Annotated in this window: 18 protein-coding genes; 10 read left to right on the top strand and 8 right to left on the bottom strand. The window is 58.7% G+C overall.

The genetic code is table 11. The features are described 5' to 3' along the window. Positions 1 to 230: 230 nt before the first annotated feature. From P1X16_RS27045 to P1X16_RS27035, 3 genes are all read right to left on the bottom strand, one after another. On the bottom strand, positions 231 to 653 hold the full coding sequence (locus P1X16_RS27045; protein ID WP_277235634.1) for an STAS/SEC14 domain-containing protein: 423 nt from the start codon (positions 651 to 653) through the stop codon (positions 231 to 233). 3 nt (positions 654 to 656) lie between these two features. Continuing rightward, positions 657 to 1,103: a hypothetical protein gene (locus P1X16_RS27040; RefSeq protein ID WP_277235632.1), complete on the bottom strand. Its 447-nt coding sequence runs from the start codon at positions 1,101 to 1,103 to the stop codon at positions 657 to 659. A 137-nt stretch (positions 1,104 to 1,240) separates the two neighbouring features. Further along, positions 1,241 to 1,576, bottom strand: a complete 336-nt coding sequence (locus tag P1X16_RS27035; RefSeq protein WP_277235630.1) for a hypothetical protein — start codon at positions 1,574 to 1,576, stop codon at positions 1,241 to 1,243. On the opposite strand from P1X16_RS27035, the gene P1X16_RS27030 reads away from it, so the two are divergent. The 4 genes from P1X16_RS27030 to P1X16_RS27015 all read left to right on the top strand — a co-directional run bounded on the left by P1X16_RS27030 (position 1,575) and on the right by P1X16_RS27015 (position 4,137). Beyond that, a complete protein-coding gene (locus P1X16_RS27030; RefSeq protein ID WP_277235629.1) occupies positions 1,575 to 1,766 on the top strand; it encodes a hypothetical protein in 192 nt (63 codons plus the stop codon). The genes P1X16_RS27035 and P1X16_RS27030 overlap by 2 nt on opposite strands. A 533-nt stretch (positions 1,767 to 2,299) precedes the next feature. Next, the gene (locus P1X16_RS27025) at positions 2,300 to 3,316 is read left to right on the top strand and encodes a replication initiation protein (protein WP_277235628.1); all 1,017 of its coding nucleotides are present in this window, start codon (positions 2,300 to 2,302) and stop codon (positions 3,314 to 3,316) included. Between the two features lie 171 nt (positions 3,317 to 3,487). Continuing rightward, positions 3,488 to 3,739, top strand: coding sequence for a hypothetical protein (locus P1X16_RS27020; protein ID WP_346771270.1), 252 nt, complete (start codon positions 3,488 to 3,490; stop codon positions 3,737 to 3,739). Beyond that, positions 3,712 to 4,137 carry a RepB family plasmid replication initiator protein gene (locus P1X16_RS27015; protein ID WP_277235624.1) on the top strand — a complete coding sequence of 142 codons (426 nt, stop codon included), beginning with the start codon at positions 3,712 to 3,714 and terminating at the stop codon, positions 4,135 to 4,137. The genes P1X16_RS27020 and P1X16_RS27015 overlap by 28 nt, the downstream gene beginning before the upstream one ends. 872 nt (positions 4,138 to 5,009) lie before the next feature. On the opposite strand, the gene P1X16_RS27010 is transcribed toward P1X16_RS27015, so the two are convergent. Next, positions 5,010 to 5,369: a hypothetical protein gene (locus P1X16_RS27010; protein ID WP_277235623.1), complete on the bottom strand. Its 360-nt coding sequence runs from the start codon at positions 5,367 to 5,369 to the stop codon at positions 5,010 to 5,012. Positions 5,370 to 5,731: 362 nt separating this feature from the next. Between P1X16_RS27010 and P1X16_RS27005 the strand changes: the two genes are divergently transcribed. Together P1X16_RS27005 and P1X16_RS27000 are read left to right on the top strand one after the other, a co-directional pair. After that, positions 5,732 to 5,923 (top strand): hypothetical protein, encoded by a 192-nt coding sequence (locus P1X16_RS27005; RefSeq protein ID WP_277235621.1) that lies wholly within the window; start codon positions 5,732 to 5,734, stop codon positions 5,921 to 5,923. A gap of 422 nt (positions 5,924 to 6,345) precedes the next feature. Beyond that, on the top strand, positions 6,346 to 7,113 hold the full coding sequence (locus P1X16_RS27000) for a DUF3667 domain-containing protein (RefSeq protein ID WP_277235620.1): 768 nt from the start codon (positions 6,346 to 6,348) through the stop codon (positions 7,111 to 7,113). Positions 7,114 to 7,224: 111 nt separating this feature from the next. Here the strand turns inward: P1X16_RS27000 and P1X16_RS26995 are convergent, their stop codons facing one another. Then, entirely contained in the window at positions 7,225 to 8,487 is a 1,263-nt protein-coding gene (locus P1X16_RS26995; protein WP_277235619.1) for an amidohydrolase family protein, read from the bottom strand. Positions 8,488 to 9,048: 561 nt separating this feature from the next. Between P1X16_RS26995 and P1X16_RS26990 the strand changes: the two genes are divergently transcribed. Beyond that, a complete protein-coding gene (locus P1X16_RS26990) occupies positions 9,049 to 9,465 on the top strand; it encodes a hypothetical protein (RefSeq protein WP_277235618.1) in 417 nt (138 codons plus the stop codon). Positions 9,466 to 9,707: 242 nt separating this feature from the next. Here P1X16_RS26990 and P1X16_RS26985 read toward each other — a convergent pair whose 3' ends face one another. Next, complete coding sequence (locus tag P1X16_RS26985; protein ID WP_277235616.1) at positions 9,708 to 10,124, bottom strand: hypothetical protein; 417 nt, start codon at positions 10,122 to 10,124, stop codon at positions 9,708 to 9,710. 1,045 nt (positions 10,125 to 11,169) lie between these two features. Between P1X16_RS26985 and P1X16_RS26980 the strand changes: the two genes are divergently transcribed. The 3 genes from P1X16_RS26980 to P1X16_RS26970 all read left to right on the top strand — a co-directional run bounded on the left by P1X16_RS26980 (position 11,170) and on the right by P1X16_RS26970 (position 15,465). Then, positions 11,170 to 13,554, top strand: a complete 2,385-nt coding sequence (locus P1X16_RS26980; protein WP_277235614.1) for a TonB-dependent receptor — start codon at positions 11,170 to 11,172, stop codon at positions 13,552 to 13,554. 64 nt (positions 13,555 to 13,618) lie between these two features. Next, on the top strand, positions 13,619 to 14,626 hold the full coding sequence (locus P1X16_RS26975; protein ID WP_277235613.1) for a histidine kinase: 1,008 nt from the start codon (positions 13,619 to 13,621) through the stop codon (positions 14,624 to 14,626). Between the two features lie 11 nt (positions 14,627 to 14,637). Next, positions 14,638 to 15,465 carry a LytTR family DNA-binding domain-containing protein gene (locus P1X16_RS26970; protein WP_277235611.1) on the top strand — a complete coding sequence of 276 codons (828 nt, stop codon included), beginning with the start codon at positions 14,638 to 14,640 and terminating at the stop codon, positions 15,463 to 15,465. Between the two features lie 246 nt (positions 15,466 to 15,711). On the opposite strand, the gene P1X16_RS26965 is transcribed toward P1X16_RS26970, so the two are convergent. Both P1X16_RS26965 and P1X16_RS26960 read right to left on the bottom strand, forming a co-directional pair. Further along, the gene (locus P1X16_RS26965) at positions 15,712 to 16,638 is read right to left on the bottom strand and encodes a bestrophin family ion channel (RefSeq protein ID WP_277235609.1); all 927 of its coding nucleotides are present in this window, start codon (positions 16,636 to 16,638) and stop codon (positions 15,712 to 15,714) included. Between the two features lie 95 nt (positions 16,639 to 16,733). After that, positions 16,734 to 17,585 carry a DUF4239 domain-containing protein gene (locus P1X16_RS26960; protein ID WP_277235607.1) on the bottom strand — a complete coding sequence of 284 codons (852 nt, stop codon included), beginning with the start codon at positions 17,583 to 17,585 and terminating at the stop codon, positions 16,734 to 16,736. Positions 17,586 to 17,617: the final 32 nt, after the last annotated feature.

The following is a 17,617-nucleotide window of genomic DNA, read 5'->3' as shown; positions in this document are numbered from 1 at the left end:
GGAGCAGTACGTGGTCTTTTTAGCCTGTTTCAGACGTTGGTGCTAGCAAGTGCATTCCCTACTGGGAGTTCTGCAACAGCCACGACCGTTACTCTGAACAATCGCTCAAAATAACGGTCGACTTTGTTGGCGGACGAGACAGCTGAGTAAAGCCCTAACATGGCATGTTCCACTACCCGAGCCCGGAGGTGGTTGGGTTCCCGCGCCAGACCGAGCTGTTTACCCTTTGTTTATCGTTCGCCAGTGGCCAACGAGAACCGCCGCAGCCAGCGCCGGGCTTCTTCGATGTCGGCAAACAGTTCGGCTTGGAAGGCGGTGAGTTGCTGGTAAAAGCTCAGGGCCGTGGCGTCGGCCATCGATTCGCGGGTGGTCACCATGGCAAAGTGCGTGAGGCCCGCGGCCGCCGCCTGCGGGGCCCAGGTGTTCACCACCCAGTCGAGCGAATGCTCCCACGGACCCAACACGGCGCGCGTGTCGTTGAGCACGGCGTGGTACCCGGACGCGGCCAGGGCGGCGGTGTAGGCCGCGGCCCCGCACTGGATGTTGGCCCTGGTGAGGTAGCCCATCCAGACCACGTCGATCCACCGCTCGGCGGGGTTGGGTTCGACAATTAGGTAGGTGCGCCCTAGCGCGCTGGTCAGTTCTTGGCGCATCGGCTACTGCTCGGGGGCAAGGGGCAATACCTGCTGCAGCCATTGCTTAGCGGCCTCCAGCGTGGGCAGGGTGCGGGTGTGAAAGCTGTACTGCTCGCTCTGCATGACGTTGGTCACGTACTGCTGCGCGGCAATCTTGCCGAAGATAGATTCGGCCTCGACGATAGCGATGTAGCGCACCCCGGCCTGGTAAGTCTGCGGATTCCAGTCGGTGTGCAGCCACTGCTGGTCACCGGGGCGGACCGCGCCTAAGCCCCGCGAATCAGCTATCCAGCCTAGGGCAGCAGGGTGGCGCGGAGTCTCGGCGATGTAGAAGGCCTGCGCCTGCTTCATCAAGTAGCGGAACTGCTCGCTGTTGGCGTAGCCCGTCCACTGAATGATGATGCACGGCACCTCCGGCGCTAGGTAGACGGCCCCGTAGGCCTCCGAAACCAAGGTGATGTCGTTCATATGCTCCCGTGCTACGGCGGTACCGCCGGCAAAGATGCACGCTTGCCCTCCCTTAACGGCTAGCAAATTGATCTTCAGGCCACAACATTAGGCAGTTGGTTTGGGGTGAAGCCACTACCGGTGGCTATTTGCCGTCACTACGCAGCGGGCTGGCGTTGTTCCAGCTGGGCAATGCGCCGGGCACTTCCCTGCGCGGCTTCTGGTCGATCAGGCAAAAGGGGCCCAGGTTGTAACCATCGTAGGTTTCCAGCGGGGCCGTCGCGTAGCACTGCAGGCCAAACGCGCCGGCCACCAGCGGCTTTGGTGAGCGTGCACGGATCGCGCCGCGCGTTTTCCACGAGGTACATTTCGTCGGAGAGAATGGCCGAGGCGCACAGGCCCGGGTCGCGGTCGCTTTGCTCCACCTTCAGCCCGTGGTGGCACTTCAACCAGATGCGGTCCTCGTCCACCAGGCTGATGATAGCAATAGGCATGTTGAACAATGCCTTCGACGTAACCAAACAAGTGTTGAGTTGGCACGCCGCTCCATGCCAGCGCCACCTGTTGCCCCAGTTCGACGAGAAGGATCCGGTCCCCATTGCCGTGCTTGTTGGTGCCTCCGGGGCATCCACTCATCAAGTTAACTTACCGCGCGTATTACCCGGCCGGGAACTGCCGGGTTAACCCTTGCCGGGTTTTCGCCGGATTTGGTAGGTAGTCAGAGTGTAGTTTCTTCCGTAGTTGCTGGGAGAGTTTCAGTGTCCGCTGCTTGGCGGTAACCGACAAACAAGCCATCTTTTGACTAGGACTAAGACAAAATTTAATCCTTTCAAAAAGCAAAGAACCTTTCTAGTTTTCTAACTCTTCTCTTTTCTTTCTTCTATAGCTCGTAAATAACTGTAAGTCAGTTATTTATCTAGGCCATTTACGGAAGAAACTACACCTTGCTACGGAAGGAATTACACCTTGTTACGGAAGGATTTACACTCATCTACGGAAGAAATTACACCCTATTAGGGAAGAAACTACACCCACTACGGAAGAAATTACACCCATTACGGAAGAAACTACACCCATTGCGGAAGAAATTACACTAGCTGTGGCAACTACGGAAGAAATTACACCCACTGGTACTGGGTGCGAAAAATACAGTCCTATACTACGGAAGATTGTCACTACTTTTCCGTAGGTTAGAGCAGCTTAACTCTGCATCTGTAATGGAAACATCGTTGTACCCCCAGGCCCGGCAAGCCAATATTCTGGTCAGGTCGCCCTTGAAGCTGAATCACATTGAGGCGCGCATCGTTGCGTTGGCATTGGGTTGCATCCACTCGAAGTCCTTGGAATTGCCCCAAATTCGGATTCCCATGAAGCGGGTTATTCCCAAGGCGAAGTCCGGCCCCGTGTATGAACAAATTGATGCGGCGTGCAAGACGTTGATGGGGAAAGTGGTAAGCATTGCCCGAACTAATTCCCGAGGGAAGATGAATATCAAAAACTATGGTATCATCAGCTTTATGGAAATAGACGAGGGTACGGGGTACGTGACCGGTAATTTTGCGCCCGAGATTAAACCGTTTCTGCTCGAACTCGCCAGTGAGTATACCACGGTGGAAATTGAAACGATCCTGACCTTAAAGAGCGCGCACGCGCATCGGCTCTACTGGTTGTTAACCAGCTGGGATGACGTGGGCAGTTGGGAGGTGGAGATCGATAAGTTACGCGAGCAAATGGTGGGTACGGAGGATACCGCCTATGTTATTTTCTACGATTTCAAGCGCTACGTGCTGGAACCGGCCGTAAAAGAACTGCACGATATCGGGTGGATGGTTGGTTGGGAACCCCTGAAAGTGGGTAGGAAGGTCACCAAGATTTTGTTTACCATTCCCAAGCATGTTATAGCGGGAAACAACGGGGAGCCCCCAATACTTGATATCACCCCCAAGGGCCGGCAAAAGCAGTCAGAGCAATTAACGCTGGGGATTATCGCGGAAATGCCTAGCCTACATCAACGCATAGTGGCCCGGTTGCAGAAGTTACTGGTTACGGACTCGCAGATCAAGACCGTGTTGGAACATTTAGGGGATGACGAGGCCAGCTTTACGAAGCTGCTAAAATCCACGCATCAACTCCTAGTGAACTACGAAACGAAATCCAAGGTATTCGATAATATCGGCGCCACGACGGTTAATTCGTTAAAGACGGAGTTTCCGGGTCTTTTCTCCAAGCTTTAAGTTCACGCTCCGCGCGGTTGGAAGTTGGAACCGCAGCTCTTTCCGTGGCCTGGTGGTGTTCACGCTCACTTGGTTAGAGAACTGCCCGTGGTAAACCGGAGAAAGGAGCGCCCCGTGATTTCCCTGGTGTAGGGCATGCGCTATGATGGCACAAAAGGGATCCTGACGGGCATGTTCAGCGAAACGGCCTTGCTGTACTTGCAGCACCTGGCGGGCGAGTACACCCTAGGCCACGTGGCGGAGCTAATGAGCTTATCCAACGCCAATACCATTCGCTTCTATTGGCTGCTCAAGAGTTGGGAGTTTCGTTCGCCGATCACGGTCACCGTGGAGAAACTGCGCACCATTACCACGGGGCAGGCACCTACGCGCAGTACGCGGATTACTGCAACAAAGTGCTCAAGCCGAGTATCGACGAGTTGAACACGAAAAATTTCGAGGTCGCCTACACGGAAAACAAGAAAGGCCGGGCCGTGGATAGCATCGAGTTTACGATTAAGTACCACGAGTCCACCGAGCCGCAGACCTCGGCCACGGTGGTGGCGGCCGAAACCAGCAAGCAACTGCCGGCGGCCCCGAAGCCGCCGCTGGGTGATCTGCATACGCGGGTGGCTGGTCGATTCCGGAAGCTCAAGCTCAGCGAAGCGCAGATCGAGCGCGTGCTCACCTTGTCGGAGGCGGAGCTGACCAAGCTGATGCGGGAAACCTATGCGCTGCTTAAAGACTTCGAAACCGGGGCCAAGGCCTTTGATAATATCGCTGCCACGACCATGGCGCGGATTACGAGTTTGTACCCCAAGTTGTACCACAAACTAGCATAAAACGAAACAGGTGCTTTTGGTCAACCCATAAGTTGAAACGGCACGCTCCCCGGGGTATAAAAAAGTCTATTCCGCAGAGAGGTTTTTATGCGATTTTATACCTTTAATTAAGTGTCGATATAACTGATTATTAGTATTATATGAGTTTATTATTGCCTGGTTTTATTCTGCCTGCCTTACGTCGTTCAATCCAAATTAGGGGGTTGACAGGAGCAGGCATCTCGTGTTTCCTTAGGTACCTGTAGTCCGAGTGAAAACCGCCTCAAACAGGAAGAGAAGTCTTGGTCCACTCTATCCAAACGACGTAACCGATTTGCTAAGTCATCGGTAATCGAAGTAGGCTCGGCTAGCTTTATCTTAGCGAGAGTAGCAGCGGCCGCAAGGGCGCCGACCTAGCTTCTCGGCCGCCGCCCTTAGACAACTACTTGACCGTTTTCGTACCCCACGCCAAGCCTTACCCCTTGCTTGAGGCATGATGGGCCTAGCTGGCGAATCCCTGACAGCTATAGACTTTGGGAGCAGTAGGAGGGAGGGTGAGCCCGAAACACAACCAGAAGGAACAGAGTATGGGCACGAGAATATCGTGGGAGGTAAACTAAACCTAGAAGGAAGATGGGGATTTCCTTGCCTAAAAAGCGCGAGTAAAGCCTTGAAAATGCTAGCCAAGGCCCTGCTGGCAGATCTCAACTGTAGCTAAAAGCGAACTGCATTGCGCGCTGAAATAGGTGGACGACTTAGCCGGAAAAGTAACGGAAAACGCGCTCCTCTAGGCTCCTGCTTACAGTAGAGCGCGCAGTTCGTCTCGGCCAGCCCGGGTACTCCTAACGGCGCATACCAGCTTTGCGTGGGCACGGCGATCAGGAAGTACAATCCTAGGTTTTGCCCCGCTTACCCCGGGGCTTACGCGGTAAAGGAGCAGAGATGTACTTCATCAACTCCAAGGCAAACTCGGCGTCGCGCACGCCACTTGTATCCTCCAGGTCCTGTAGGGCCAGCACCACGTAGAAATCATCGCCCTCGCTCGCGGCTACCTGGGCCCGAAAAGCCAAGGTGTAAAAGGCAGCCGTATCGTAGTCGGTTTCGGCCAGCAACTGCTTCTGTTCCCCCAGCAGAAAGTAGCGGTCCGTGACGATGTTGGTGTGCAAATACACGTGGCTGGTGGGCTGTTCACGGCGCAACCGTCCGAGTAGAGCGGCAAAGGCGGCTCCGGTTACGACGTGGTTCTGCTTCATAAGAACATAAATTTAGCGGTTTCTGGGCTTTCAGGCTAGTAGATAAGGACAAAACGGCTTCACTCTTTAGTAGCTAGACCGCTTCTTTGCCCAGGTGTGTTAGGATGCGGAAGCCACTCAGCTGCCCCCTTGCCGCCCCTGCGTTGGCACAGCACCTCTCGAAGCGTATACCGAGTACAGCCGCTTGCCCAAGATAGAAAGAAGCCTCGCCCTAGGACGAGAGGTTTCCATAGCTTGGTTATTACCGCGATTAAATTAATCCTAACCAGTACCTCGTTTCCTTGTATTTATTGCATTATGTTATTTATATTTAGCAATCTTCCAAGCCGTCTTCGTCCCGCTCCCTCTTGCCTTTCCGCTGTATGAATACTACGTACCCTGCTAGCTCATTGGCCAACGAAATGAACAGCCACTTCTGGCTCATGACGAGTATGCTCCTACTTGTTTTTGCGTTGCAACTAACCGGCGTTATTGATGTGAAGAAGTCAACCTCTTCGGCTCCCGTAGTTGCTGCCGCCGCGCAGACACCCTTACCGCCGCACCATACTCCCTAGCAGAATACCCTGTGACGATGGCTTCACTGCTAACGATTTTCTCCGTGATACTCTGGCGCCGCAGGTGGCGCCGAGAGAACCGCGGGAGGTGTGCTTCCGGCGCGGGTAAGGACCAGCAGAACGCAACCCACCAAGACAGTGAACGCACTTCACGGCGCTACCCAGTACCAAACAGGTCCGCTCACCACCGGCGTGGACCTGGCCCTGGTATAAGCAAGCCCGAGGGGTGGCATGGCAGCCCGTAACGAGATGTAGCGCAGAGCATAGGGTGTAGCTCCGGGCGAGTTGCTATCTTAAGGCGGATGAATCCGCTGCCTTCCCCTTCCATTCCGCTCCCGCCGAGCAGCGCCCCGGCGCCTGCTTGCGCTAGTTGCCACACCCCCTTGGTCGGGTCCTACTGCCATGCCTGTGGGGAAAAGCGCTTGCACCGCCACGATTATGCCCTGGCCCATTTTCTCGAACACACCGTCGACGTGCTCACCCACTTCGATGTGCGGGTGCTGCGCGATCTGGGTGCCCAGCTGCGCCGTCCGGGGTGGCTGGCAGCCGAGTGGCTGCAGGGCCGCCGCGTCGCCCACGCGCCCCCCGTGCAGCTGTTCCTGATCACTAACCTGCTGTTTTACCTGTTGGCCGGCCTGAGTCACTTCAGCCCCTTCGAAACGCGGCTCCCCTATCACCTGCACGCCCCCTTGTGGGGAGGCTGGGCCCGCCAGTTGCTGGCGCGGCACGTCCCCCTGGCGGGGCCCGGGTGGCTGGCGTTTGCCACGCGTTTCGACGCGGCAGCCCACGTCTACTCCAAAAGCCTGGTGTTCCTCTTTATTCCCTTGCTGGCGCTACCCCTGTGGCTGCTATTTTGGCGGCAGCGGCGCTACTTTGTCGAGTGGCTCAGTCTGAGCGTCTACCTATTTGGCGGGCTCTTGCTGCTGTTTGCCGCCATGGCCGCGCTCGCCTTGCTCGGGCGGGTGCTGCCACCGCTAAGTCGGCTGTTGGCTGAGGACGCGCTGGTGGTGCCGACCATGTTCGCGCTGACCACCGCCTACGCGGCTTTCTTCTTTGAGCGGGCCTTTGCGCCCCAGCCGCTGCTGCTGCGCTGGGGCAAGGCGGTCCTCTTCACCGGGGCCTTTCTGCTGGCCTTGCTGCTGCCCTATCGCTTCGTGCTCTTTCTCGTCGGCTATTGGGCCGCCACCTAAGGCCAAGGCCCGTTGAGCCACCCCAAATTCGTGCGCGGCCAGTAGGTGGCGGGCGGCCCCGAGCTAGGCATCTGCCTCTGGCACCAACGGCCGGTAAAGACGGTCAGCTGGTTAAGGTTGACGAGTCGAGAGAACGAGCTGACCGTTTTTTAGCACCAAGACCACCTTCTCCAGGGCCGACAGATCTTCCAGCGGGTTGCCTTTCACGGCAATGAGGTCAGCCCAGGCCCCGGCCTGGAGTCGACCGAGCCGCGGCTCGCCCAGCAGCTGCGCGCCATTCCAGGTAGCGGCCTGCAGGATCTCGTTTAGCGGCAGACCGGCCTCGGCATAGGCAAACAGCACCCGTTTGGCGGCCTGCCCCCGGGATAATCCCAAGTCCATGTACATATCGGAGCCTGCGGCGATGGTGGTGTTGGCCCGTCGGGCCCGGAGTAGGCGCTCGTGATACGGCTTGGCCAAGTCTCGAATCTGCTCCCTACTCAGGTTCATCTTCAACTTGTCTACCTGCTTTTTCGCGAGCAGAAAGTCCATGTCGGTCGGCACAAGCACAACCTTCCGTTCTCGCATCAGCTGCAAGGTGGAGTCCGCGACCACGTACCCATGCTCGATGCCATCGACGCCCGCTCGCACGGCGCGGCGGATGGCTAGGTCCGTAGTCGCATGCGCCGTAACTTTCAACTGGTGCAGATGAGCCTCTTCCACGATGGCTTTCATTTCCTCCACCGACAGATAGGTCTTGTTGGGGGAGCTGTTGGAATAGATCTTGATCAGATCGGCCCCGTGGTACACATGCTCCCGCACGGCCAGGCGGGCGTCCTCTACGCCGCGGATGATGCGGTACTCGCCCGCAATGAAGTGCGTTTGTCCGGGTGCCAGGCCGGGTACTTGCCCCCCTTCAGCGGCGAGACCGGGGCCGGACACGTATAGCCGGGGGCCGACTACACTGCCTTCGTCAATGGCCCGTTTTAAAGCCACGTCCGCAAACTGGCCGGCATTCCCTACGTCTCGCACGGTGGTGTAGCCCTCTTCCAGATAGGATTTTGCCCGGGGTACGCCCCGCAAAGCCCGTAATACATCGCCTTCCAGGGCCACCGCCTTGGTAACGGTTAGCGTATTGTCCTCGGTGCCCGGGTGCTCCATGAGCAGGTGGCTGTGGGATTCAATCAGGCCCGGTAGAACGGTGTACTCACTCAGGTCGATGAGGGTGGCTCCCCGCGGAATCTGGACTTCGCTGCCCACCGCCGTAATCGTGTTGCCGCTAACCAGGATGGTTTGCTTGGTCAGCAGAACGCCACGCTCGCTGTCGAACAGCTTGCCGGCTTTAATTGCCTTCACGTCCGGTGCCTGGGCACGGACGACCAGCGGGGAAACCATGAACCAGCCGAGCAGAAGGGGTAGCAGATGCCGCATATGCCTATAGGGGTCGAGGAATGCCAAGCCACTACCAGAAAATGAGTGAGGGGCTGAGGTAGTAAATATAGCTGCTGCTTGGTGTCAACGGCGTTGCGGGTGATGAAGCTGTGGGACCGACCACGCGTAACAGATTGCGCATGGTCACCGCGTACTTTGTTCACCTTGTCTGCCAGATTATCTCCGACAGTCTTCCCTTTGTGAAATCCTGGTCGCTACCCGCGATTTGGTGCCGATTCTCTCTAAGCAATCTCGTCGATTTGCTGCCAGATACGATGTGCTTAAGATATGACTAACCAGCGGCAGCTAACGCAAGGCGATGCAGCCGAGCGGGCAGGCAAGCGAATCGTCTTAACTTAAGCTCTGGGCTATATCCATGTGCCTGATCTACTTGCCACTATACCTGCACCGCCTTATGGGTCTTCTGTCCGTAGGGCAACGGCTGGCTGCTAGAACCCGTAGCACTTGGCTAATGCTGGCAAGACCCGCCTGGAACGTGTAAGCTGATCCTAGAAACTATCACCGATGTTACTTCATACCTTACCGGATGCCGACGGGAGCTGGTGCACCCTCACCTTTGAAGAAAGCGACGGGTGGCTGCGCGCCACCTGGGGCGGCTACGTCGACCCACTTGAAGCGCGGCGGGGTGCCGAGGGCTACCTGGGCGCCGCGGGCCCTTTTCACTGTGCCTATTTGCTCAATGATAATTTAGCCTTGCAAGGCCCCTGGTTCGACTCCGTGGAGTGGCTCGAACAGGCCTGGCTGCCGCACGCCCAGCAGCTGGGCTTACGGTACATTGCCCACGTGGTGCAAGGCGATACGCGGGTCGATATTTTAACCCGTACCTTTCTGCAGCCTGTGATAGGCGCTCTCGACCTGCAGTTGTTTCACACTGTGACTGAGGCCGAGGACTGGCTGCGTAGTTGTCAACAGCGGACGTAGCTAGTCGCTACTGACCCTGGGGTGCCTTACCAGATACAGGATTGCGCTTGCGCAGAGAAAGCGGCGAGCAGGGTCAGCATCCAAGCTAGGGCGCGTTGGCGGCGGGTTTCTTCGAGTGACTCCTCCATAGAGAAGGGTATACGGCTCCCCGTGGGCCGCGATACGCTCTCGAAGTAGTTATCTTAATGACTTTTGCGCGGCAACAGACGGGTGGACGCGAGCAGAGAAAGTCGCGCGACGGGTTACACCATTTGGCGCAGCCACGCCCCGGCGGTAGCCTCGTCGTCAAATATGCGGTAGGTGACGTCGCCTTCGTGGGCATCGTTGATCACGAGGTGGGCTGAGAGCCGCGCGTAGACGTCCTGCGGCAGGAGCACAGCCACAAGCCGCTCCCGGTGCCTACTCGGAGACGCTTCCTGCCACCGCTCCCGGATGTAGGCTTGTTCTTGCGCGGTAAAGGGGGCCAGGGCTCGCTGGTCGGAGAACACTTTATGCCAACCCCGGCGCCGGAGCAAGTGCGTGAGGTGGGTGAGCAGGGCCTCAAACTCATGAAATACCCGTTTACCGGGTTTGTAGTGCACGATGGCATACCCGTGGGCATGTTCGCTCAGGCGGCCGACGGGATTTTCGAAATACACGGTATGCGAAGTAAGCGGCATAAGGAAGCGATCGAGAGGCTAGCACTTGGCCGCCCGACCAGTGGGCGGCAGGGACGCCCGGATACATAAGGGCTGCAAAGCCACGTAAGAGCGCTATAAAGGTAAAAAAGATCATGCAGAACGGGAGGAAGACACGAACCGTGTTCCATGAGGACCCGTTGCGAGCCAACAAGCTGTTCGGTCCTGCTGAGAACTCACTTAACTTCCAGCTGACTCCATCTGCGTAGACGGTGAGCGCCCCCGGGAGTCCGGTCGGGACATCCTGTGCTGACCGATCCCGAATAAGGCTTGCTCTATGTCGAGAGAACGGGTGGCTGGGCTTCCAGACCGCGTAAGGAGTTGGAGGGTGTTAAGCCGCGCGAGTTGCGGCTACCATAGCCCAAGCGGCGAACGCAGCAGCGGACCGGACGACACCATGAGTGGGGTATAGGCCGATAAGTTTAATCCGGCTGCCGGCTTAGGCGACAAGGTAGGTTACCGAATGTTGGGCCGTAAACAAGACCACCAATAAATCACCGACCAACACCGCGCGGCCCTCACGCAAAGCGGCTTCTCCCTCTCGACGGGAGAGCAGGTACCCATCGATCGTAGCAAAGACAAGGGGATCAACTGGGCTCAGAAGCGCAGGGGAGAGAGTAGTTATTGCAAGCATAGGAATAGAAATAGCAAGTAGAAAAACACTAGGCCCCGAGCTTTGTCGGCCGACAAAGCTCGGGGCCTAGTGAGCCACAAACAAGGGCAGATTAAGGATAAATGTGACTTGTATTTTCTGCATGATGATATAACTATATCGTTGAACCGCTCGGCAGTAGGGTCTACTTTGGCCATTGATGGTAGAGTGCTGCAACCGCCACCGGGGCTTGTGGAGCCAGTGTTTGTCGGCTGGCAGGTAGACCAAGCACGGCCGTCCTCCCACTGGTAGTGGTACGACTCAGACCCGCTAGGCGACGATTGACCCTGGCTTGCGCGACGGTTCACTGACCTTTTCGTTTCGCCGATGCCGGCGCCGGCCCATCTTCGTGCTGTTCCCTAACGACCCGCAGTGATGCCCTCTTCTGTACAGATCCTATTGGCCCTCCTGCTGACAGCCAGCTGCCAGCTGGCTATTGCCCAGCCTACGCCCGCCACGCAAACAGTACGGGGCACGGTACGCGACGCGGCTGCCCAAGCGCCCATTATTGGGGCTACGGTGGTGGTACTGGGCGTCACGTCCGCCTTAGGCGGCAATACGGATGCTCAGGGTCGCTTTCGATTAGTGAATGTACCCGTTGGCCGCGTGCAATTGCGCGTTACCAGTCTTGGCTATGAAGAGCTGCTGCTCCACGACGTAAGCGTAAGTGCGGGTAAGGAAGTGGTCCTCGACGTTCAATTGACCGAGCGCTTGACGCCCTTGGGCGAGGTGCAGGTCACCTACCGGCGAGGGGAGGATCAGACCGTGCCTAATCAGGAGATGGCCACCGTGTCCACCCGCCCGTTTTCCCCGCTCGAAGCCAACCGCTACGCCGGCGCCCTCGGCGACCCGGCCCGCATGGCCCAGAATTTTGCCGGCGTCACCAGCGTCAACGACGGCCGCAATGACTTGGTCGTGCGCGGGAACTCACCCGCCACGCTGCTTTGGCGGCTCGAAGGCGTCAATATCCCGAATCCCAACCACTTCGGCTCCCAGAACACCACGAGCGGGCCCGTGAGTCTGCTCAACAACAACCTGCTGGCCAAATCCGACTTTCTGACCGGCGCCTTTCCGGCCGAATACGCCAACGCCCTGGGCTCGGTGTTTGATTTGCGCCTGCGCCGGGGCAACGACGAAAAGCACGAGTTTTTGGGGCAGGTCGGCTTCAATGGCTTTGAGGTAGGCGCGGAAGGACCCTATAGCAAGCACTCGAAAGCTTCGTACTTAGTTAACTACCGCTACTCGATTTTCTCACTCCTGAAGGCGGCCGGCTACCGCCTGGCCGGCACGCCCGAGTATCAGGATTTCACTTTTAAAACCGATGTGCCGGTGGGTTCGCGCGGCACGCTCAGCGCCTGGGTGCTGGCCGGCCGCAGCACCATTACCTTCCTGGGACAGGATGTGGACTCGACCCGCACCGACGTGTACGGCGAGGAAAGCGTCAACAGTTATCCTCGCTTCCGCACGGGCGTGGCGGCTGTTAGCTACGAGCACCGCTTCAGCCCCCGCACGGTGAGCCGCCTCACGCTCTCGGCCTCGCGCGCCCTCCAACACTTCGATGAGGATACGCTTCTCTTCCAAAGCGGGCGCAGGGTGCTAGCGGAACTGCCGGCCCAGCGCGACCGGTTCCGGCAAGACAAGCGCTCGGCCCACCTGCAAGTCGCTCATAAAGGCAGTGCGCGCAACCGCCTGACGGCCGGGCTCCTCGTCGATGGGCTGGGCTACGATTACCGCAGCACCGAGCTCTACCCGTCCCTCAATCAGGAGCGCGATGCCCGGGGCCAGACGGCGCTAACGCAACTCTACGGGCAGTGGCATCACCGCTTCAGTGCCCTGCTCACGCTCAATGCCGGCGTGAGTGCCTTGCGCTTCGCTCTGAACGGGAAAACCGTCGTGGAACCGCGCCTGGGGCTGCGCTACCAGCTCACGCCCACCAGCACGCTGAGCGCCGCCTACGGCCTGCACAGCAGCCTCGCGCCGCTGCTCACCTATTTCTACCAAAGTCCGCAGGCCGACGGTTCCTACGCCCTCACCAACCACGCGTTGGGTTTCACTCGCAGCCACCATTTCGTGCTGGGCTACGACCGGCAACTGGCCGATAACCTGCGCCTGCGCGTCGAGGGATATTACCAAGCCCTGTTCGAGGCGCCGGTGGAGCAAACGCCCAGCGCGTATTCGGGCTTGACGGAAGGGGCCGACTTCGACATCGCCAGCCGCGACCATCTGGTCAACGAGGGAACCGGCCGCAACTACGGCCTGGAGCTGACGCTGGAGCGCACCTTCGCCCAGGGCTACTACTTTCTGCTCACGGGCTCGGGGTTCGACTCGCAGTACGCGGGCAGCGATGGCGTGCGGCGCAACACGCCCTTCAATACACGGTACGTGGCCAACGCGCTGGCCGGCCGTGAGTTTCGGCTAGGCCAGCGCGGTAATATGTTCACCGTTAGCCTCAAAGCCACCCGCGCAGGTGGGCGTTACGTCACGCCCCTCAACGCCGAAGCCTCCCGCCAGGCCCGCGCCGCGGTGTACCGCGACGACCAGGCCTATAGTGAGCGGCTACCGGGCTACTTCCGGACCGATGTGAAGCTGAGCTATAAAATCAACCGCGCCCGGCTCACGCACGAACTGGCCCTGGACGTGCAGAACCTCACCAACCGACAGAACGTGTTTCAGCGAGCCTACAACGCACGCACCAACCAGCTGGGCACGGCCTATCAGCAGGGCCTGCTGCCCATCCCATTTTACCGGGTAACCTTTTAACTTAGCCGCGGCAACCTGACCGCGGCTGACGCGGGTAGGTCGCGCGCCTTACTGCTGCCGGCCTATGAACGACAAATGGATTCGGTTGATCGGCATCCCCTGCGCCGCGCTGCTCATGCTCTCGGCCTACGACGGCTGGGCGGGCTATACGGCGCCGGGAGTGGAACGGCGGTTTCTGGGCGGGGTGCTTTCTGGCTTTACCTTGTGGGAAGGCAACCGGCTGATTTTCATCGCCATGCGGCGCTGGTTTCCGCGCTACCAGCAGACGGCTCGGCGGCTGGTAGTGCAAACGCTGGCCAGCGTCGCCTTTACGTTCGCAAACACCGCGTTTCTGCACGGGATCTACCCGCTTTTGCTCGGCATTCCGCTGGGCACCGGGGATGCCTTGCTGGTCAGCTTTTTGCTGAACCTAGTGCCCACGCTCTTTGTGACGTCGCTCTACGAAAGCGCCTATTTTTTTCGCCACTGGAAAGAAAACCTGCTGCGTTCCGAAGCCTTGGCCCGGGCCAACCTGCAGTCCGAGCTCGACCTGCTGCGCAGCCAGCTCGACCCGCACTTCATGTTTAACTCGCTTAACACGCTGGCGGCCGTGATTGAGGGCGACAACGAACTGGCTCACACCTACCTCGAGCAACTCGCCGACGTATATCGCTATGTGCTGCTGAGTCGCCACCAGGACACGGTGCCGCTGGCCGAGGAAATGGCGTTCGTGCAGGCTTATGTGTTCCTGAACAAAACGCGTTTTCGGGATGATTTGCAGGTCGAGCAGGACATTGCCCCCGCCGCCTATGCCACGCGCGTGGCACCCTTGAGCGTGCAGTTGCTGGTGGAAAATGCCCTCAAGCACAACGTGGTATCGCCGGAACGGCCGCTGTGCGTGCGCGTGTTCACCGAGGAGGGGAATGAGTACGTGCGCGTGCAAAACAACGTGCAGCTGCGCACTACGCTGTCCTCGTCCACCCGCGTGGGGCTGCGCAACCTGATCAGCCGCTACCAGCTCTTGTCGGCCGCTCCGGTGGAAGTGCTGCGCGAAGACGGGCTGTTTACGGTCCGGGTGCCCTTGCTTCCCTAACCCCGCCGCCCATGACCATCCTGCTCCTGGAAGACGAATACCCAGCCGCCGAGCACCTGCAACGGCTCTTGCGCCGGGCCGACCCCACGGCGCAGGTGGTGGGCGTGGTGCGCAGCGTGGCCGCCGGCCGGCAGTGGTTTGCCCAGCACGCCCCGCCCGACCTGATTCTGGCCGACATCCAGCTGACCGATGGCCTGAGCTTCGAGGTCTTCGACCAGGTGGGGCTCACCAGCCCCATTATCTTTACCACCAGCTACGACGAATATGCTATCCGCGCGTTCCGGGTGCGCAGCGTGGACTATCTGCTCAAACCGCTCAAGCTAGCCGCCTTGCGCGCCGCCCTGGCCAAGTACCATGATCTGCGCGCTGCTTTTGCGCCCGTCGCCCACAGCCAGCAACTGGAGCAGGTGCTCGACAGCCTGCCCCGCCCGAGCCGAACCTATAAAACTCGCTTTCTGGTGGCCAGCAACGAGCAGTTAGTGCCGCTGGCGGTGGACCAGATTGCCTACTTCCAGACCCGCCACGAGCTGGTGCAACTGGTAAGTTGTGATGGCCGCCGCTTTGTCCTGGAGTACACCCTCGAGCAACTCGAACAGCTGCTCGACCCGCGACTCTTTTTCCGGGCCAGCCGCCAACTGCTCACGCACGTGCAAGCCGTGCGTGGGGTGCAGCCCTACTTCAATGGCAAACTGGTGCTGACGCTGGACCCCATTCCCCCGCAGGAGCTGCACATCAGTCGCGACAAAGCCACCGCCTTCAAGGAGTGGCTAGCCGGGGATGGGGAGCAGCTCAGCGGGGTTTGTCTCCCTTATCTAGGCTTTACGCAGGTAGAGCACTAGCTTACCCGGTCAAACGGCTAGGAAAAAGCTCCCCAAGGAGAAGAAGGGGAGGGACCTTGGGCAGATGATGTCAGCCACTGGTTTCTCACTAAGTCAAGAAACGCCTAGATACTGGGACGTTGTTTTTGTAGACGGCATCTTGGGACGAGATGCCTCCGCATGGGGGCTTGAATAGCCAAATGAACACCATCTAGCAATCTGTCCACAAAAACGCTCCAATAACCGGACGGACGAGGCACTATGCACTTAGTGGACGATGGTATACGGCAAATCAGCCAGCGCTTTTTTGTGGTCGGGCAGGGGTACCCCCAGTACTTCATGCACGCTCACCCGAATTCGGTTGGCTAGTTGGGTGAGGGGTAAATCGTTGCTTTCCAAGCCGAACGGGTTTTCAATTTCTTCGCCAATGAGCTCCAGGCCCAGCAGCGCGTAGGCCCCGATCATAACGATGGGCACGGTGAAGTAGCCGTACGTGTCGAGGAGCACGAATGGCATGAGCAAGGTAAAGACCGTGATAAAGCCCTTGATGAAAAAGCTGTACGAAAAAGGAATCGGGGTGGACCGGATCCGCTCACAAGCCCCGGCCGCTTCCAGCAAGCTCCCCTGATAGGGCTGCAGCTGGAGCAGGTGCACGGCCTGCAACTCGCCCGTTTTGTGCAGCTGTTCATAGCTGGCTTGCAGCAGGGTGGCCAGCTTGGTCGGCAAATGATCGGCCGCCCGCAAGCCGGCCGTTGCCACGCCATCCACGGCTTCTAACTGGTCGTAGACCACGTTTTCGCGCAGGTGTCCTTCCAGCGAAAGGGCAAAGTTGGCCAGCATCCGGGCGTAGAAAATGCGGTGCTGCGCGGCTTCGGCCGGCAGGACCGCGCTAAGCACTGCCGCTAAGTTGCGGCTGGCGCCGATGAGCTGGCCCCACTGGCGGCGCCCTTCGTAGTAGCGGTCGTAGGCCGTGTTCGTGCGAAACACCAACAGCAAGCTCAGCAGGATGCCAAGAAACGAAAAGTACTCCCGCTCCACTTTCAGCAAAAACTGAAAATACTCGAGCTGGGCGACTGTGACGGCGGCGACGTAGAGGCCGACGAGCGCCACGCGCCTCAGTAGAACCCATAACACTTTGGTGGTGTGGAAATGCCACAGAGCATTCCACCATTCCCCGGGTTTATACATGATCATAATGACGTGTTTGGTTGCGTTAACAGCGGTGCCCCGCCGATTGACTGGAGAAAAAGCCGGTAGTGCGCCGGGATCCGGCCGCAAAAGGACTGTCATTACTTAGTCGGGATCATCACCTTGTCGAGCACTAGCTGGTAGGCTTCAGGCGTCACACTAACTTCGCCTAAATAAGGATGATCCAGCGCTGCAATCAGAAAGATCATTACTCCTACCATCAGGGCCAGTAAGCCCGTCAGCAACGCATGCAGGCGCAGGCTCACGACTACGAAGCAGTAGGAAAAGCCAATGGTGACCAACGCGCCAATGAGCACGGCAGCCCAGAGCACGCCCGGCACGCCGGTGCCGACGCTCTCAATACGTTGCCGTCGTAGCTCCACGAGCTTATTGAAGGTGGCGATAGCCTCCCCGTGCAGCACTTGCAGCGTCCGGGTCGGTACGTCTGTATGCAGTAGTTCGAGTTGAAACGTGGTCAGTACCAGCCGCTCGGTGTCGTTGGCCAGGCCCCGTTGCTGAGCCGGCCACGACTGTTGCACGATGAAGCGAGTGTAGTCGTGCAGTTGCCGTTGCAGCGGCTGGCGTGTGCTATCAGGGTAGCCGCTTAGGTCACGGTAAAGCACGGCCAGCGTGGCCGCCTCCTGCGAGGCAATGCCGGCGGCCGTGGAATAATTCTGCCAGCTAGCCACCGTTAGCAACCCCAGGGTTAAGCCGTAAAGCACGGTCACGCCCGAGAAAAACCAGCCCACCGTCCCGTTGTCGATCTGGTCGGGGGCCTGGCTCTGGTGCAGGCGGCGGTGCGTGAAGTAGAGGCCGGCAAGCGAGAGCAACAGGATCAGGCCGACAATAAGGGCTCCCAGCAGCCAGGTGGGCATTTGGTAAAGCCAGAGAAAGTAATGCAAAGAAGGGTTCACCGGGTACAAGGCCGCTTGCCAAGGAAATGAGGGGTCCATAAAAGAAAAGGCTACGGAAAAGCAGAACACCC

The sequence above is a fragment of the Hymenobacter sp. YC55 genome, assembly GCF_029433095.1.
Classification (GTDB): domain Bacteria; phylum Bacteroidota; class Bacteroidia; order Cytophagales; family Hymenobacteraceae; genus Hymenobacter.
This window is presented reverse-complemented; position numbering and strand designations above follow the sequence as displayed.

Excerpts from the sequence above, each read along its gene's own strand:
- P1X16_RS27025 (WP_277235628.1), top strand. The coding sequence starts at position 2,300 with ATGGAAACATCGTTGTACCCCCAGGCCCGGCAAGCCAATATTCTGGTC.
- P1X16_RS26970 (WP_277235611.1), top strand. The coding sequence starts at position 14,638 with ATGACCATCCTGCTCCTGGAAGACGAATACCCAGCCGCCGAGCACCTG.
- P1X16_RS27040 (WP_277235632.1), bottom strand. The coding sequence starts at position 1,103 with ATGAACGACATCACCTTGGTTTCGGAGGCCTACGGGGCCGTCTACCTA.
- P1X16_RS26985 (WP_277235616.1), bottom strand. The coding sequence starts at position 10,124 with ATGCCGCTTACTTCGCATACCGTGTATTTCGAAAATCCCGTCGGCCGC.
- P1X16_RS27045 (WP_277235634.1), bottom strand. The coding sequence starts at position 653 with ATGCGCCAAGAACTGACCAGCGCGCTAGGGCGCACCTACCTAATTGTC.
- P1X16_RS26965 (WP_277235609.1), bottom strand. The coding sequence starts at position 16,638 with ATGATCATGTATAAACCCGGGGAATGGTGGAATGCTCTGTGGCATTTC.
- P1X16_RS27010 (WP_277235623.1), bottom strand. The coding sequence starts at position 5,369 with ATGAAGCAGAACCACGTCGTAACCGGAGCCGCCTTTGCCGCTCTACTC.
- P1X16_RS26975 (WP_277235613.1), top strand. The coding sequence starts at position 13,619 with ATGAACGACAAATGGATTCGGTTGATCGGCATCCCCTGCGCCGCGCTG.
- P1X16_RS27020 (WP_346771270.1), top strand. The coding sequence starts at position 3,488 with ATGTTCAGCGAAACGGCCTTGCTGTACTTGCAGCACCTGGCGGGCGAG.
- P1X16_RS26960 (WP_277235607.1), bottom strand. The coding sequence starts at position 17,585 with ATGGACCCCTCATTTCCTTGGCAAGCGGCCTTGTACCCGGTGAACCCT.
- P1X16_RS27005 (WP_277235621.1), top strand. The coding sequence starts at position 5,732 with ATGAATACTACGTACCCTGCTAGCTCATTGGCCAACGAAATGAACAGC.
- P1X16_RS27030 (WP_277235629.1), top strand. The coding sequence starts at position 1,575 with ATGTTGAACAATGCCTTCGACGTAACCAAACAAGTGTTGAGTTGGCAC.
- P1X16_RS26990 (WP_277235618.1), top strand. The coding sequence starts at position 9,049 with ATGTTACTTCATACCTTACCGGATGCCGACGGGAGCTGGTGCACCCTC.
- P1X16_RS27035 (WP_277235630.1), bottom strand. The coding sequence starts at position 1,576 with ATGCCTATTGCTATCATCAGCCTGGTGGACGAGGACCGCATCTGGTTG.
- P1X16_RS26995 (WP_277235619.1), bottom strand. The coding sequence starts at position 8,487 with ATGGTTTCCCCGCTGGTCGTCCGTGCCCAGGCACCGGACGTGAAGGCA.
- P1X16_RS26980 (WP_277235614.1), top strand. The coding sequence starts at position 11,170 with ATGCCCTCTTCTGTACAGATCCTATTGGCCCTCCTGCTGACAGCCAGC.